8 protein-coding genes are annotated in these 17,029 nt (G+C 66.6%); 3 read left to right on the top strand and 5 right to left on the bottom strand.

Features of this window, described 5'->3' with window-relative positions; genetic code table 11:
* Positions 1–243 precede the first annotated feature (243 nt).
* Positions 244–7,266 (top strand): hypothetical protein, encoded by a 7,023-nt coding sequence (locus tag H7A85_RS09910; RefSeq protein WP_244631083.1) that lies wholly within the window; start codon positions 244–246, stop codon positions 7,264–7,266.
* 897 nt (positions 7,267–8,163) lie between these two features.
* On the opposite strand, the gene H7A85_RS09905 is transcribed toward H7A85_RS09910, so the two are convergent.
* The 4 genes from H7A85_RS09905 to H7A85_RS09890 all read right to left on the bottom strand — a co-directional run bounded on the left by H7A85_RS09905 (position 8,164) and on the right by H7A85_RS09890 (position 12,563).
* Positions 8,164–8,760 carry an ABC-type transport auxiliary lipoprotein family protein gene (locus tag H7A85_RS09905; protein ID WP_182085761.1) on the bottom strand — a complete coding sequence of 199 codons (597 nt, stop codon included), beginning with the start codon at positions 8,758–8,760 and terminating at the stop codon, positions 8,164–8,166.
* A gap of 137 nt (positions 8,761–8,897) precedes the next feature.
* Positions 8,898–10,565, bottom strand: a complete 1,668-nt coding sequence (locus H7A85_RS09900; protein WP_182085760.1) for an MlaD family protein — start codon at positions 10,563–10,565, stop codon at positions 8,898–8,900.
* A complete protein-coding gene (locus H7A85_RS09895) occupies positions 10,565–11,392 on the bottom strand; it encodes an ABC transporter ATP-binding protein (protein ID WP_182085759.1) in 828 nt (275 codons plus the stop codon). Before H7A85_RS09895 ends, H7A85_RS09900 begins: the two co-directional genes overlap by 1 nt.
* Positions 11,373–12,563, bottom strand: coding sequence for an ABC transporter permease (locus tag H7A85_RS09890; RefSeq protein ID WP_182085758.1), 1,191 nt, complete (start codon positions 12,561–12,563; stop codon positions 11,373–11,375). The genes H7A85_RS09895 and H7A85_RS09890 overlap by 20 nt, the downstream gene beginning before the upstream one ends.
* A gap of 131 nt (positions 12,564–12,694) precedes the next feature.
* On the opposite strand from H7A85_RS09890, the gene dgcA reads away from it, so the two are divergent.
* Entirely contained in the window at positions 12,695–13,681 is a 987-nt protein-coding gene (gene dgcA / locus H7A85_RS09885; protein ID WP_182085757.1) for an N-acetyl-D-Glu racemase DgcA, read from the top strand.
* A 9-nt stretch (positions 13,682–13,690) separates the two neighbouring features.
* On the opposite strand, the gene H7A85_RS09880 is transcribed toward dgcA, so the two are convergent.
* A complete protein-coding gene (locus H7A85_RS09880) occupies positions 13,691–14,515 on the bottom strand; it encodes a UDP-2,3-diacylglucosamine diphosphatase (RefSeq protein ID WP_182085756.1) in 825 nt (274 codons plus the stop codon).
* Between the two features lie 191 nt (positions 14,516–14,706).
* Here H7A85_RS09880 and H7A85_RS09875 point away from each other — a divergent pair, with 191 nt between their 5' ends.
* A complete protein-coding gene (locus H7A85_RS09875; protein WP_182085755.1) occupies positions 14,707–17,025 on the top strand; it encodes an NADP-dependent malic enzyme in 2,319 nt (772 codons plus the stop codon).
* The last annotated feature ends 4 nt before the right edge of the window (positions 17,026–17,029 follow it).

The following is a 17,029-nucleotide window of genomic DNA, read 5'->3' as shown; positions in this document are numbered from 1 at the left end:
ACGAAAGATGTCGAAAATTGAGGGCATCTTCGCCATGTCGTTAACCAAATGTTTAAACTTGTATCTAACGCCCGTTTTTAAGGTTTCCTTCGCACGCGGCGGTATCTAATTTGACGCTCAGTAGCATGCCCGCGTTCCGCCTTCCGGCGAGCGGGTCAGGCAGACGGATCAGGCGGGTGGTTTCGCGGTTACGAGGCGCGAACCCGTCCTTCCGAATGTAACGAGTACGGGGCGCGGCGGATCATGTCGAAGATCAAGACGGCGGAACAGCTTTCCGAAGAAGCGGTCAACGAACTCGAAGCGGCGCTTCAGGATACCGACTTCATGTCGACCGAGGGGGGCGAACCTCGGCTTTCCGGGCAGGCCCAGGGGCATGTCGAGGAAGAAAGCTTGACGGCGGACGAAGTGTCCATCGACTTCGCACTCAGCGAATTCGACCGGTCCGTCGAGGAAGCGACCAGCGGCGATCAGGCGGAGGCCGAGGACGACGCGCCCGCCAAACCGGATGAGCCCGAGGCGGCTTCCGAAGAGGCCCCCTTCCATCTCGGCGAGGAGCAGCTGATCGCTTCGAGCGCTCCGGCCGACACGATCGATCCGCCGACCTCCGGCGACCGGCTGAACGCGGCTACGGCGACAGCCGCAGCAACCGCAGCTGCGGCGACGCCGCGCGTTTCGCCGGAAATGCCACGTCAGTCCGAACCCGGCAACGAACCGCCCCTTGCTCGCGCTTCGCGCACTCGCGACTTCAAGTCCACCGTTGCCAACGACGAGCAGCGCTCGGCTGCCGTCATGGCGGACGCGCTTCTGAACCGACGCTCGTCCCGCAAGACACTCGTCGTCGGTGCGGCCGTCGCAGCCGCCTGGGTCGCCCTGGCGACGGCGGCCGCCGTCGCGTTCCTCGGCGCCAATGGGACGGGAGCCGGAAACGCCGCGGGCGTGACGCTGGCGATCGTCGCCAGCGCCATCATCCTGCCGGCCCTCCTGATTCTCGCCTTCGCGGTGATGGTTCGCCGCTCGCAGGACCTTCGCCTGATGAGCCGCTCGCTGGCCGAAGTGGCCTTGCGTCTCGCCGAGCCGGAGAACATCGCTTCCGAAAAGGTGACCAGCGTCGGCAACGCGATCCGCCGCGAGGTCGCGGCGCTCGGCGAGGGTGTCGAGCGCGCGCTTTCGCGCATGGGCGAACTCGAAGGCATCGTTCATTCGGAAGTGTCGTCGCTGGAACGCGCCTATGCCGACAACGAGGTCAAGATCCGTTCGCTCGTCAACGATCTCGCCAGCGAGCGCGAAGCGATGCTGTCTCACGCCGAGCGCCTGCGCTCGTCCGTCGTCGGTTCGCACGACCGTCTGATCGGCGACGTCGACAGCGCCTCCTCGCGCATTCTGGCGCAGGTCGAAGACGCGACGCAGCGCTTCCACACCCTTCTGGACGAGCGCGGCGAAGCGCTTTCGCGCGCCTATGAAAGTCGCAGCCAGGAACTCGGCACCTTGTTCGACGAGCGCAGCCGCGCCGTGGACGAGGCGCTCAGCGGCAGCAGCGAGAGCGTGATCCGCCGTATCGGCGAGACCGCCGACGAGACGACGCGTCGCCTCGAAGCGACGAGCGAAGAGCTGGCACGCTCGCTTTCCGCCCAAGCGGATATCCTCAAGGCGCGTTCCGACGAGTTGGTCCAGCGCGTCGCCACCATCGGCGACGAGGCCGGCGAGCGTCTCCGTTCCTCCAACGACGCGGTTCTTCGCATCCTGGGCGAGCGCACCGACACGTTGATCGAAGGCTCGCAGTCCTTCGACCGTCAGCTTGCCGAGACGCTGGACGAGCGCGCAGCACGGATCCAGACCGACAACTCGACGCTCGCCGCCTCGCTGACCGCGGGTCTCGACGAGCGCCTGTCGTTCCTGTCGAACGAGACGCAGCGCTTCCTGCAGCAGGTCGACGAAGCGTTCGAGACCCGAGTCACCCGCGCGAGCGAGCTCCTGCGCAACCGCAACGACGACATCATCAGCCGCTTCGACGAGCGCCTAGCCGCCCTGGAAACGGCGCTGACCGGCAAGGGCGCCCAGCTCGTCCAGACGATCGAGGGTCAGGCGCTGGCGATCGATCGCTCGGCAACCGAGATGACGGCCACTTTGCAGGATGCGTCGAGCGAATTCGTTCGCGCGCTTGCCGCTCGCACCGGCGAGGTTCGCGACGCGATCACGCAAGGGAGCGAAGATCTTTCCGGCGTCGCGTCCACCGCGCGCTCCGAGATCGACGCGAGCTTCGCGGCGCATTCGGACCACCTGCGTTCGAGCTTCGATACCCATATCGGCGCGCTCGGCGCGACGCTGGGCGACCGTGCGGCCGATATCGACACGTCCCTCGCCTTCGCCCAGCAGACGCTGCTGGCGCAGTTCGAGGAGCGCGGCGCGGCGCTGACCCAGACGATCGAGCAGAACGTGACGCGTTTCGAGACGCTGATCGAAGGCGCCGAAGGCCGTCTGACCAATGGGGTGGACGAGCGGGCGACCCGCCTCGAGGCTGCGCTTTCCAGCGTCGACCGCGACGTGACCGATCGCTTCGAGGATCGTCTCGAGCGCATGAACGCGCTGCTCGCCGAGCGCACCTCCGCGATCAACGTCGCCCTCGACGGTCGCGCCGAGACCATGGCCCGCGAGATCGAGACCCGCACCGAGTCGCTTGACCGGATGCTGGATCAGCGCACGGAGCGGCTTCTCTCGAACTTCGACGAACGCAACCAGTCGTTGTCGGCCGGTCTTTCCGACCGCCTGGCCGCCAGCGAAGCCTTCATGCGCGACAGCGGCGAGCGCCTGTCCAGTTCGCTCGATCTCTACACCGCACGCGTCGGCGACGATGTGATCGGTCGGCTCGAGACGGCGCTGATGACCGGCGACGACAAGCGGCAGGAGTTCCTGGCGCGTCTCGAAATGCGCACGGCCGGGATCGAAGCCGGCTTCGAACAGTCCGTCGAGCGCGTGGTTTCCGAGCTGGCGTCCCGCATCCAGGACCTTTCGACGACCATCGGAACGTCGCAGGCCGGCCTCGTCACCACGCTCGACGAGCGCACCGGCCAGTTCGCCCGCGACATCGACCACAATGCCGGCACGATCCTGTCCGCCGTCGAGAATGCGCTGTCCCTGCTGATCCAAGGTCTCGACGGGCGCGGCGCAACGCTGCGCGACGCGGTGGAGAAGGCGCGCGGCGCCATCCTGGACGGTCTGGACGAGCGCATCCTGTCCATGCGCCAGCTGGTGGACGCCTCGGAAACCTCGCTCATCTCCGACCTCGACGAGCGCGCGACCAAGCTTGCCACGACGCTGGAAGGCGGCAACGCGACCATCGTCTCGACGCTCGACTCGCGGATCCAGGCACTGCGCGAAGCGCTCGTGGAGTCCGACGGCCAGCTAGCCACCGCGATGGACGAGCGCCGGGACAACCTGACGCTCGCGATCGAAGATGTCGCCGGCTCGCTGGCCGCCACGCTCGGCGACCGCGCGGACGATGTTCGCCGCGTGCTGGAGCAGAGCGCGGGCAACGTCACCGCTGCGCTGGAAACCAAGCGCGACGAGATCGCGGCAGCGCTGGCCGCCGGCACGGAAAGCCTTGCGGCTGCCGTCGATCAGCGCACGGAGGCGATCGCCGCCAGCCTGGAGCGCGGTCTCGGCAATGTCGAGCGCACGCTGTCGGGACGCACTTCGCTGATCGCCGATACGCTGCGCGAGACCATCGTCAGCGCCTCCGCCACCATGGGCGAGCAGGCGGACCGTGCCCGTGCCGGCCTCGAAACCGAGACGCAGAAGATCGCCATCGTCATCGGTGAACTCGGCTCGACCTTCCGCAGCGCCTCGCAGAACGCGCAGGCCGATTTCGTCGCCGAAGCCGAGCGCTTCGAGGAACGGATCCGCGCGGTCACTCAGTCGGTCCAGGAAACGTCGGAGGCAGCCCGCAACGAACTGACGGGCGAAAGCGCCCGGATCGCGGAAGGCATCGTCTCGTCGGCGGAATCGATCCGCGCGATCGGCGCCGAGGCACAGGCACGCTTCACGGAAGAAGCCGAAACGCTCGGCCGCCGCGTGGCGGAAGTCGCCTCCCGCATGCGAGGCGAGACGGAAGAGCTGCGCGAGGCCTTCGCTCTCGAAGGCGATGCCTTCGCGACCCAGATCGGCGGCGCGTCGCTGGCGATGCGCACCGAGGCCGAGGCCGCGCGCGAGCGTCTGGCCGAAGTGGCCGGCGAGTTCGCCGGTGGTCTGGAAGCCATGGCCAAGCAGCTGCGCAACGACGCCGAAGCTGCCCGCCAGATCGTGGTGGATCAGACCGGCGCCTTGTCGGGCGATCTGGAGCACGCCGCCGAGCGCCTGCGCATCGTCGGCGACAAGAGCCGCGAACAGTTCGCGGTGGATGCATCGCAGATCCGCGAGGAAGTGGCGTCCGCTGCCATCCAGATCCGCGAGCAGTCCGACGGCCTCCGCCGCGAGGTCGCCGACCAGACGGCCGCGATCGCCGCCGAGTTCACCGACGCCAGCACCCGCCTTCGCGAAACCGGCGAGGTTTCCCGCCGGACGCTTCTGGAGGATGCAGGGCGGATCGCGAGCGAGGTCGGGCATGTCGTGGAAGCCATGCGCGGAGAGACCGACCGGGTGCGCGAGCAGATCGGATCGGCGGCCGGCCAGCTCGTCGCCGACCTGTCGAGCGCGACGGACCGGCTCGAAGCGACGTCCGGCGACAGCCGCCAGCGTCTGGCGACCGACGCGACGCGCCTCACCGAGGAACTCGACGCCGTTGCCGCATCCATGTCGGAGCAGGCAGAGGCCGCGCGCCTGCGCCTCCTCGGCGACGCGGAAAGCTTCGCACTGCGTGTTCGCGATACGGCCGCTCTGATCCACGGCGAAACCGATCGCAGCACCTCCACTCTCGGCGAACATGCCGACCGGTTCGTCGGCGAGCTCGCCGGTCTGTCCGATCGCCTGTCCGGCCTTCTCGGGTCCGCCTCGACGGGGCTCAACGAGGATCTGGCGCGCGCAGCAGCAGATCTGCGGAGCGAGATCGAAGGAACGGCCGAGCGCATTCGCGGCGAGATCGTTTCCGTCGCCGGCAGCATCCGCGACGAGACGGCCGACGTGTCGGGCCATATCCTGCGCGATGCCGAAACGGCGCGCGCCGCCTTGGTTCAGGAGGGGTCGGAGATCGCCCTCAGCCTGTCGGGCGTCGCCACGGCCATCCGCGTCGAGGCCGAAAAGGTCCGCGAGCAGATGTCGGACGCGACCGCCGCGTTCGGCAACGAGATCGCCGAGCGCGTCTCGGTGTCCGAGCGCGACCTGACCTCGAGCGCCGACCGCATCGGCTCCGCCGTGACCGAGCGTACTCGCGCCCTGTCGCAGATGCTGGCCGACCGCAACGCCGAGATCGCCCACCTGATCGAAACGCAAACCCAGCCGATCATCGAACGCCTGTCGGAAAGCGGCACCCTCGCCGTGCAGGCGCTGGAAGGTACCTCGCAGCAGGTCGCGGACCGGTTGCGCTCGGAAAACTCCTCGATCGTTTCCGAATTCGTGCGCCGTACGGAAGAAACCGTCGACCGGCTCGGCCGCTCCTCCAACGAGCTCCTGTCCTCGCTGGACGAGCGCGCCAGCGCGGCGGTCACCCGCGTGGTCGAGGCTCAAGGCAGCCTCGGCGCGCAGATCGAGACGCTGGTCGAGCGTCTGGGCACCAGCAACACGACCCTGCGCGAAATGCTGGACGAGGCCGGCGGCAACTTCGCCCGCGCCGAATCCACGCTTCTCGACACCGGCGGCCGCTTCCGCACCGAAGCGGAGCGCGTCGGCGACGAGATCGCCTCGTCGTCCGACCGCCTCGACCAGTCCATGTCGCGCATGGACGTGGTGACGACCTCGGCCTTCGCGCAGATCGGCGCGCTGACCGACAAGTTCGCCGATCACGGGCGTCTTCTTTCGGAAGCGGCCGCCCTTCTCGACGGCACGCAGACCAACCTCCAGGCGACGCTCGACGAGCGTCACGAGGGGCTCAACACCCTGGCGCAGACCCTGTCTCAGCGCTCGCAGGACATCGCGGCGATGCTCGGCTCGTTCGAAGGCGTCGTCGAGAAGCTGTTCGGCGAGGCGGAGGCCCGGGCCAAGGCGGTCGCGAGCACGATCACAGGCGAGGTCGGCGGCTCGCTCAGCGAGGCCGAGCAGCAGCTGGAGGAAACCGAGCGTCGGAGCCAGGCCAGTGCCGAGCAAATCCGCGAAGCGGTCCGCAGCGTCCTCGAAGAGGCGACCGAGCGTTTCGGCGGCGCGACGAACGAGATGCGCCGCGCAGCCAGCGACATCCGCCGCGAACTCGAGAATGCCCGTACGGAGATTCGTCGCGGCGTGTTCGAGCTGCCGGAGGAGACGCGCGAAAGCACGCGTGCCATGCGCCGCGCGGTGACGGACCAGATCCGCGCCCTGCGCGAGCTCGGGGACATCGTCACCCAGTCCGGCCGTTCGCTGGATGTGCGAGGCCCAGCTTCGGAAGCGGCACGGTCGGCACGCTCCGTGGCGACCCCGGCTTCGCAGCCCGCAGTGGCAGAGCGTCGCGACGCGCAGCAGGAAGCTGAGCGCCGCCAGGCAACCGGCTCGGCGGTCAGCGGGAATCTTGCGCTGGACACGCGTTCGGGCGGTGAAACGCCTCGGGTCCAGGTCGGGCGCACGGCGGAAAGCGCACCGTCCCAGGCGCGCTCCGGCGACTTCTCGCCGCTTCGCCCTGCAACGCCAGCCGCCCAGCCCGCCTCCTCCCGCGCTCCCAGCGCCAAGGCGGACGAGGCGCAGGCCGGCTGGGTGTCGGATCTCCTGCGTCGCGCTTCCGAGGATGAGGACGGCGACGAGGAGGCTCCGGTCGCCGCGGCTCAGCCTGCAGCCCCCGCCCCCCGCATCGACCGTTCGCAGGCACACGTCGTTGAGTCGCTGAACTCGTTGTCAGTGGATATCGCGCGCGCCATCGATCACAACGTGTCGGTCGAGCTTTGGGACCGCTATCGAAACGGCGAGCACAACGTCTTCACCCGTCGTCTCTACACGATGAAGGGACAGCAGACGTTCGACGAGATCCGTCGCAAGTACCAGCGTGACGCGGATTTCCGCCATGCGGTGGACCGCTACATCGCCGACTTCGAGTCGCTTCTGCAGGATGCGTCCCGCCGCGACCCGGACAACACCCGGACCAAGTCCTACCTTACCTCGGACACGGGCAAGGTCTACACGATGCTGGCGCACGCATCCGGGCGCTTCGACTGAGGACGTCGACGTGTGAAAATAAGAAAAGGGCGGGATCCTCGATCCCGCCCTTTTCTTTGGGGTCTTGCCGGCGAAGGCGCCGCAGCGCCTTGCTAGCTTGCGGATCGGCACGCCTTGTCACAGGAAATTATCGGCATCCGAATGCTCATCCGTTCGGCAAGCAATGAGGGGTCGATTGCGGGAGATGCAATACGCTCGTTTGCCTCCCAAGCTACTTGCCCGATCGGATTGAAGACTGTTCGACAACGCGAACTCGGTCCTGCAAGCTGACAGACGAGCCTGCGCGCCACATATGCGTCGCCTCATACGCGCGACAGAACAACATTCCGACCGGACGGTATCTTCGTGTGGCGCTTGAACTTTTCGCGCTGTCGCTTCGCGCAAAGGCTGGCCATCGAGAGTGATATGTGGAACGTGGCGTCGATCGATAGGGCTTGTGCTGCGTTTCGACGAACAACGAAACCTCGCTGAGGCTAGCCCTGTTGATAAGCTGGAGCACTTTCCGACCAGTTTGTATCGTCGGCAGGCAAGTGATTTGGGGTCGCGACAAGGCGCGAGGAGGAAGCGCTGCCCCCGCATCGTAACCGGCGAGTAGCGCTGCCGCGGAGCGAAAGCGCCCTGCCGCGGGCGCGGGCGTCCTCTGGACGACAACGACCGTCCAATCCGGTCGGAAAGTGATCTAGAAAACGGGTGTTTGGGTCAGCAATCCAAGCGAACGCGTCGGAAACCCGTCTCGGCGGAAGGGTTCATCGAAACAGGCCAGTCCATGACACCCGCGTCACCCGATTTTTTCGGAACAAGCCGTGTCACCTTGGGAGGCGGACAGACGTCCAGCCTACTACGCACAGCAAAAAGCCCGCCGAAGCGGGCCTTTCGAAAAACGTCGGGTAGGGACGCTCAGATCAGCCGGATCATCCAGGTGACGATCTGGTCCGCAACTTGAGCGAAGGCACCGTCCAGTGCGGTGACGTAGCCGGAGGGCTGGCCGTCCGCGACAGGCACCTTGGCGGTGAAGACGCGCGATCCGCGCACGACGCCGGTGCGATCGTTGAGGGCTTTCACCGAAATCTCGACCACGGCGGTCGGCTGCGGCTCGAAGGCGATCTCGAAGCGGCGAAGCTCGGTGACGACCTGGTAGTCGATCGCCAGTCCCTGCCCCGGCACGCCCGCAGCACCGATCCGCCCGGTGTTCTGGAAGGCCTGCAGCAAGCGGAGCTGGACGAGGCGTGGAAGACGATCGCTCCACTGGCTATCGGCAAGGTTTTCAATGGTCTGCGGCGTCGGCTTGATAACGATGCGGTCGCTGTCGAGCGCGCGCGTTGCCGTGGGCTCGGGCAGAAGGATCTGCGAGCGTGTGGAGGAGCCCACCCGTTCCGCAGCGGGCGGAGGTGAAAGCTCGAAGGTCGCCGGCGGCGTCTTCAACGACGCGCACGCGCTGAGCGAAAGCGCCACCAGGGCGAAGCCCGTCCATCTTGCCGCCCGAACTCGTGCCATGTTCATCCTCGACGCGTGTACTTTCGAGACACCGAAGCTGGCGCGGTTCCCGTGGGTTTCAAAGAGGCCGACCGTCCTTCGCGGATGGTTGGCCGATAGGTGTTGCCGATGGACCACCGGCGGTCGCCGCGCGGCGCTCAGCGCCGGACGCGCCCATCGAACTGGCGGACCTCGCCGTTACCCTCGCCGCCGAACAGCACCCGGCTCGGGTTGTTCGAGAGCTCGATGATCGCGCGCTCGATCCGCGTCACGGCTTGCGTCGTTTCGCGAATGAGGTTGCGTGCGTCCTGCAGGCCCTGGCCGGTGAAGTTCTGCAGGTTGGCGGCGATCGGGCCGACGGAGCGCTGGATCGTCTCCGCCGTCTGGCGGATGCTTTGCAGCGTGGCGCGCGCTTCGGCCGTGAGGCCTTGGCCGTCCGGGCTGTTGACGAGGCCGTTGACCGAATTGATCAGGTTCTGCACCTGCGCGGAGGCGACGCGCAGATTGCCGCTCGTGTCCTCGACATTGGTGATGATCCGATCGATGTCCTCGCGACGGTTGCCGATATTGTCGGCGACCCCGCGAACGGACTGCGCCGCCGCCGCGATGTTGTTGGTCGCCGAAGACACGTCGTTGATGGCGCGGTTGACCGTGCTGGCGCTGACGGCGGCCAGCAGCGTGTCGATCCGCGCGCGGGTGCCGTTGAGCCCGTCCAAGGCACCGTTCAAGGTCTGGAGGACCGTATCGGCGCCGGCGACGACCGAGCCTACGCGGCCCGACTGCGCGTTGAGCGCGCTGGTGAAGCCGGACACGCTTTCCACCGTGGAGCGGACCTGATCCGGGTTCACCGCTGCCGTGATATTCTTGACGTCCGCCAGCGTCGTATCGAGACGCGAGGCGACGCTGGTCGCGGTTTCCGAAATTGGGCCGAGGCGGGAGAGGAAGGCCTGGACGCTCGGCAGGCTCTGGTTGACCGCATCGCCGACCGAGCCGAAGGCGCGCGCGGTGGTGGAAACGGATTCGATCGCGGCCGAGAAATTATCCGTCTGGTCGCGCAGCGCCTGCGTGATCGTTGCGACGTTCTCGATCGACTGGTTGACGGCGCCGACATTGAGCGCGGCGATGAAGGTGCTCGCCTGATCCATCAGGCTCGGCAGTCGCTCCGCCACGTTGTTGGCGCTGCGAGAAAGGTCGGCCAAGCTGGCGAGGAAGTCGTCGATCTGATCGGCGTTGGCCGCGAGGCTGTCGGTGAAGGTGCGCACGTTGGTGGACGTCTGGGCGACGTTGTCCGCCGTGGTCCGTACGGACGGCCCGACCGCCTGCACCAGTTCCTCGAACTCGCCAAGGATGTTGTTGGCGCGGTCGGCGATGTCGCGAGCCGTCGCCAGAATGTCGGTCACATCCGAAGGATCAGCGGTGATGACGGGCGTCGCGCCTTGTTCAAGGGCCGATTGGATCACGTTGCGATCGTTGACGTTGCCGCCGGTCAACCCGATGAAGCCGATGCCGGTCAGACCCTGGAAGCCGATCGTCGCGGTGGTGGAGGTCGTCACGGGCGTGGCGCGATCGACCTGCGTCGTCGCGATCACGACGCGCGGGTTGTTCGGGTCGATGCGCAGGTTGGTGACGGAACCGACGGCCAGACCGTTGAAGAGAACCTGACTACCCTGGCTGAGACCGGACACCGAGCCTTCGATGCGGACGAGCAGCGGCACGCGTGAATCGCGGTCCGAGACGTTGGCCGACCAGTAGACGAAGCCGAAGCTGGCCAGAAGCACCACCAGCGTGAAGACGCCGACGAGGATGTAGTTCGCTCTGGTTTCCATCACTCATTCCCGTCGTAGTACGGATTGTCTTCTTTGGGCACGACATACCGCGCCCGTTTGCCGTGGAAGTAGGATTTCACCCACGGATCGTCGTTATCCAGCATGGTCTGGAGAGGTCCCTCGACCAGCACCTTCTTCTTGCCGAGAACGGCGATGCGGTCGCAGGCCTGGAACAGGCTGTCGAGATCGTGCGTCACCATGTAGACGGTCAGCCCCAGCGTATCGCGCAGGGTCATGATCAGCTCGTCGAAGTCGGCGGCGCCGATGGGATCGAGGCCCGAAGTCGGCTCGTCGAGGAAGACGATATCGGGATCGAGCGCCAGAGCGCGGGCGAGCGCCGCACGCTTGATCATGCCGCCCGAAAGCTCGGACGGATACTTCTCCGCCGCATCCGGTGCGAGACCGACGAGGTCGATTTTCAGGCGGGCGAGCTCTTCCATCAGCTTGGGCGAGATATCGAGATATTCCCGCATGGGAACCTGGATGTTCTCCAGAACCGTCAGCGACGAAAACAGCGCACCCTGCTGGAACAGGACGCCCCAGCGCTGCTCGACCGAGAGGCGCTCGACCTCGTCGGCGCGCTCGTAGTCGATGCCGAAGACCTCGATCGTGCCGCTCTGCTTCTGGTTGAGGCCGAGGATGGTGCGTAGGAGCACCGACTTGCCGGTGCCCGACGCGCCGACGAACCCGAGGATCTCGCCGCGTCGCACGTCGAGCGACAGCCCTTCGAGGATCGTCTTCGACCCGAAGCGAACCGTCACGTCGCTGGCGCGAATGATGACCTCGCGCTCGTCGGCCTTGGTCGTCTCAGTATCCGATGGCGGCATAGAAAATCGCAAAAACAGCGTCGAGGAGGATGACCAGGAAGATCGATTTGACGACGGAGGCGGTGACGTGCTGGCCGAGGCTTTCGGCACTGCCGCCCACCTTCAACCCTTCCATCGACGCAACGACGCCGATGACGATGGCCATGAACGGCGCCTTGATCAGTCCCGCGAAGACGGTGCCGATGTCGATGGCGCTGCGCATGCGCGTGATGAAGGCTTCCGGCGTCACACCCGAATAGACCCACGTCACCACGATCGCGCCGAGAAGGCCGGCGAGATCCGCGATGAAGGCAAGCAGCGGCAGAACGATCGTCAGCGCCACGAGGCGTGGAAACACCAGGACCCCGATCGGGTTGAGCCCGATGACCTGAAGGGCGTCCACCTCCTCGCGCATGCGCATGGAGCCGATCTCGGCGGTGATCGCGCTGCCCGAGCGGCCGGCGATCATGATCGCGGTGAGAAGCACGCCGATCTCGCGCAGCTGCAGGATACCGACGAGATCGACGACGAAGATCTCGGCGCCGAAATTGCGAAGCTGGAACGCGCCCTGCTGTGCGATCACCGCGCCGATGAGAAAGCTCATGAGCGCGATGATGGGCACGGCGCGCACACCCATCCGATCCATCTGGCTGACGATGGCGGCCGGGCGCCACCGGGTCTGGCCGGTGATGCGCCGCCCCGCGCCGTAGAGCGAGGCGCCGACGATGTTGAGGCCCATCATGAACTCGCGGCCTGCGGCGATGACGTTCTCGCCGAGCTTGGCCACGAGATCGACGACGACGGACGACTGCGCGACCTTCTTTTCCGGCCGTTTCGTGTCGAGGGCCTTGCGCACCGCGTCGAACAGCATGGATTCGCTGTCGCCGGTGCCCTCGATTGTGACCTTGGCGCCCCCTTCCGTCAGCCCGCGCGAAAGCTTCTCGACGAGAAGCGCGCCGGACGTGTCGAGGCGGCCAACCCCTGCGAGGTCGAAGGTGATCGACTTGCCGAGATCCGACTTCTGCGTTTCGGCCACCGTGTCTTCCACGCCGCCGATGGTGCGCGCCAGCCAGTCGCCGCCGAAATGCAGGATTACGCCCCCGTCGGCCTTATCGGCTTCGAGAGTGGGCGCGGCATTCTTAGGCTGCGCGCCGTTTCCCGAAGAATCGTCGGATCGTGGGGTATCCAGCATTCGGTCGCTCGGATCCGGTGTTTGCGTTATGGGATCGCCGCATATCCGGCTATGGCGCAGGACGCGCCGAAACCGCAGAGTTAACTTGCGTCGTGTGCGATGCAATGCCCGTTAAGATTTGTCGAGGGATTATGATCGTGCGTCGTCTTTCGGTCACAGTGGACCGCTTCCCCCTCGCCCGCCAGTTCACCATCGCGAGAGGCTCAAAAACCGAGGCCGTTGTGGTCACCTGCACCGTCTTGGAAGGCTCGAATTCCGGGCGAGGCGAGTGCGTTCCCTATGCGCGCTACGGCGAGACCGTGGAAAGCGTGACGGCCGCGATCGAGGGCATCCGCGCGGCGATCGAGGCCGGGGAAGGTCTCGACACCCTGCAATCGCTTCTGCCGCCGGGCGCTGCGCGCAATGCGGTCGACTGTGCGCTGTGGGATCTGGAAGCCAAGCGAAGCGGTCGTTCGGTCGCCGAGACGATCGGCCGCGCTGGAGCGGCCCCGGTCGATACGGCCTTCACCATCTCCCTCGGCACGCCGAACGAGATGGCGCGCGCGACGCGCGAGGCGGGCGAGCGCACGGTCTTGAAGGTCAAGGTCGGCGGCGAAGGCGACGGCGAGCGGATGCGCGCCGTGCGCGCGGCCGCGCCCCAAGCGCGGCTGATCATCGACGCCAACGAGGGTTGGACGCCGGACACGATCCGCGACAACATGTTGGCGGCGGCTTCGATCGGCGCCTTCGTCGTCGAGCAGCCGCTTCCCGCCGGCCGGGACGAACTGCTCGCCCGCATGCCGCGCCCCGTGCCCGTCTGCGCCGACGAAGCGGTGCACGGAAGCGCGGACCTCGGCTCGCTGGTCGGCCGATACGACTACGTGAACCTCAAGCTCGACAAGACGGGCGGCCTGACGGAAGGACTGCGCTTCCTCGCCGAGGCTCGGCGTCATGGGTTCGGCGTCATGGTCGGCTGCATGGTGGGGAGTTCTTTGGGGATGGCGCCCGCCGTGCTCCTGGCGCAGGGCGCCGAACTGGTGGACCTCGACGGCCCCCTTCTCCTGCGCGAGGACCGGCCGAACGGCCTGACCTACGAAGGCTCGAGGGTCCATCCTCCACAAGCGTCGCTTTGGGGGTAGCCCCGAGGATCAGGCGGCTCTTGCCGGGGCGATCCTTGCGATCTGTCCTTCGAGGCCGGGGACGGGTTCCTCCGCGACCCCCGTCCAGCGCAGGAGTTCGAGCGAGCCGTCGTTGCGTTCGGCGATGGCGGAGCAGCTTTCCACCCAGTCGCCGCTGTTGACGTAGAGGATGCCGCTGCGCTCGGCGATCTGCGGGTGGTGGATGTGGCCGCACACGACGCCGTCGCACCCCATGCGCTCGGCTTCGGAAGCGAGCGCCCTCTCGAACGCTCCGATGAAGTTGACCGCGTTCTTGACCTTCAGCTTGGCCCAGGACGAAAACGACCAGTAGCCGAAGCCGAAGCGGCGGCGCAGGTGGTTGAAGACGAGGTTGATCGCGATGGCCGCGTCATAGGCCCAGTCGCCGAGATAGGCGATCAGGCGCGCGTTCCGAACGACGACGTCGAACTCGTCGCCATGCATGACGAGAAGCCGCCGCCCGTCCGCCGTCTGGTGAATGTCGGTCAGGCGCACCTCGATGCCCCCGAAATGCTGGCCGAGGAAGCCGCGCAGGAACTCGTCGTGGTTGCCGGGAATGTAGACGACCTCGGTTCCCTGCCGCGCCTTGCGCAGGAACGCCTGGACCACGTCGTTGTGCGACGGAGGCCAGTGCCACACGCGCTTGAGGCGCCAGCCGTCGATGATGTCGCCGACGAGATAGATCTTCTCCGCGTCGTGAACCGCGAGGAAGTCGATCAGCTGCTCGGCCTGGGCGGCTTTCGAGCCGAGATGCAGATCGGAGATGAAGAGTGTGCGAAAGTGACGGATGGTGCCGGACGGGCGAATCGTCGTCATGGGCGCGCTCTCCCTGGCCGCCGAAACTCATCCGACCCTCGCTGGTTTGTATTTCAGCGGTATGACGCACCTTTGCCCTCGGCGCCGATACGAAGGGTTGCTTCACCGGATGGCAGCTTGCATTAGACATCGGGCGGGAGGATCGCGCGCCGGCGCGAAAACGCCTCCGCCCGAACAGCGCAGGAGTTCTCATGTCGAGTGCCGACGATACTGCAAACGCCCCCGTGAAGCGGGATCTCGACGAGCAGGCGCTTTTCTACCACCGCCATCCCAAGCCCGGTAAGCTTGGCGTCCACGCGACCAAGCCGCTCGGCAACCAGCGCGACCTCGCGCTCGCCTATTCCCCCGGCGTCGCCGCGCCCTGTCTTGCCATCGCGGACGATCCGGCGACGGCGGCCGACTTCACCAGCAGGGCCAACCTCGTGGCCGTCGTATCCAACGGCTCGGCCGTGCTCGGCCTCGGCAATATCGGACCGCTGGCGTCCAAGCCAGTTATGGAAGGCAAGGCGGTCCTGTTCAAGAAGTTCGCCGATATCGACGTCTTCGACATCGAGATCGACGCGCCGGGCATCGAGCGCATGGTGGAGGTCGTTTCCGCACTGGAGCCGACCTTCGGCGGCATCAACCTTGAGGATATTAAGGCGCCGGAGTGCTTCGAGGTCGAGGAACAGCTGCGGGCCCGCATGGGCATCCCGGTGTTCCACGACGATCAGCACGGCACGGCGATCATCGTGGCGGCAGCGGTGCGCAACGCTTTGCTGCTGGCCGGGAAGCGCATCGAGGACGTTCGCATCGTCACCTCGGGCGCGGGCGCGGCGGCGCTTGCCTGTCTCAACCTTCTGGTGGCGCTCGGCGCCAAGGTCGAGAACATCACCTGCACCGATATCGAAGGCGTCGTCTACGAGGGCCGCGAGAAGCGCATGGACCGCTGGATGGCGGTCTACGCGAAGCAGACGGAGGCGCGCAGTCTCGCCGAGGTGATCGACGGGGCCGACGTGTTCCTTGGGTTGTCGGCCGGCGGTATCCTGAAGCCCGAACTTTTGGAGAAGATGGCGGAGAAGCCGCTGATTCTCGCGCTCGCCAACCCGACGCCCGAGATCATGCCCGACCTTGCCCGCGCCGTCCGCAAGGACGCGATGATCTGCACCGGGCGCTCCGACTTCCCCAATCAGGTCAACAACGTCCTCTGCTTTCCCTACATCTTCCGCGGCGCGCTGGATTGCGGCGCCACCTCGATCAACGAGGAGATGAAGATCGCAGCGGTGGACGCGATCGCCGCTCTCGCGCGCGAGGAAGTGTCCGAGGTCGCCGCCAAGGCCTACGGGTCCGAGACACCGGTCTTCGGGCCGGAGTATCTCATCCCCTCGCCGTTCGACCCGCGCCTGATCCTCAAGATCGCGCCCGCCGTCGCCCGCGCGGCGGAAGCCACGGGCGTCGCGCTGCGCCCGATCGCCGACTGGGATGCCTATCTCGACCGGCTGAACCGCTTCGTCTACCGCTCCGGCCTCGTGATGAAGCCGATCTTCGCCATGGCGCGCAATTCGCAGAAGCGCGTCATCTTCTCGGACGGCGAGGACGAGCGCGTCCTGCGCGCCGCGCAGGTGCTGCTGGAAGACAAGGTCTGCCGCCCGATCCTGATCGGCCGTCCGAGCGTCATTCAGACGCGTCTCGAGCGCTTCGGACTGCGCATCCGACCCGGGCAGGACTTCGAGGTCGTCAATCCCGAGGACGATCCGCGCTACCGCGATTATGTCGATCACTACTTCGCCAAGGTCGGTCGGCGCGGCGTCAACCCGGACACGGCTCGCGCCCTCGTTCGCACCAACACGACGGTGATCGGCGCCGTCTCGGTCTCGCGTGGCGACGCGGATATCCTGATCTGCGGTCTCGCCGGCCGCTTCTCGCGCCAAATCCGCGACATCCGGCAGATCATCGGCGTCGCGCCGGGCGTGTCGAAGCTTTCGGGCCTCAGCCTCCTGATCTCGCAGAACGCGACGACCTTCTTCGCCGACACCTATGTGCAGGAAAGCCCGACGGCGGAGAATCTGGCGGAAATCGCGCTTCTTTCGGCTGGGATGATCGAGCGGTTCCGCATCAAGCCGCGCGCGGCGCTCCTGTCGCATTCCAATTTCGGAACGGCCGACACGGCGGATGCGCGCAAGCTGCGCGCGGCGCTGGCGCTCGTGCGCGAACAGGCGCCCGATCTCGAGATCGACGGCGAGATGCACGGCGACGCGGCCTTGTCGCGCGAGTTGCGCCAGCGGGTCATGCCGAACTCGACGCTAACGGAGGACGCCAACCTCCTCCTGTTCCCGACGCTCGATGCGGCCAACATCACGATGAACGTCGTGAAGTCGATGACCGACGCGCTGCATGTCGGCCCGATCCTCCTCGGCACGGCCAAGCCCGCGCATATCCTGACCCCGTCCGTCACCTCGCGCGGCGTCGTCAACATGGCGGCGATCGCGGTGGCGGAAGCCGTTCAGCGCGAGGAAGCGGCGAACGGCTGAGCGT

The sequence above is a fragment of the Aureimonas sp. ME7 genome (assembly GCF_903970965.1).
Lineage (GTDB): Bacteria > Pseudomonadota > Alphaproteobacteria > Rhizobiales > Rhizobiaceae > Aureimonas.
This window is presented reverse-complemented; position numbering and strand designations above follow the sequence as displayed.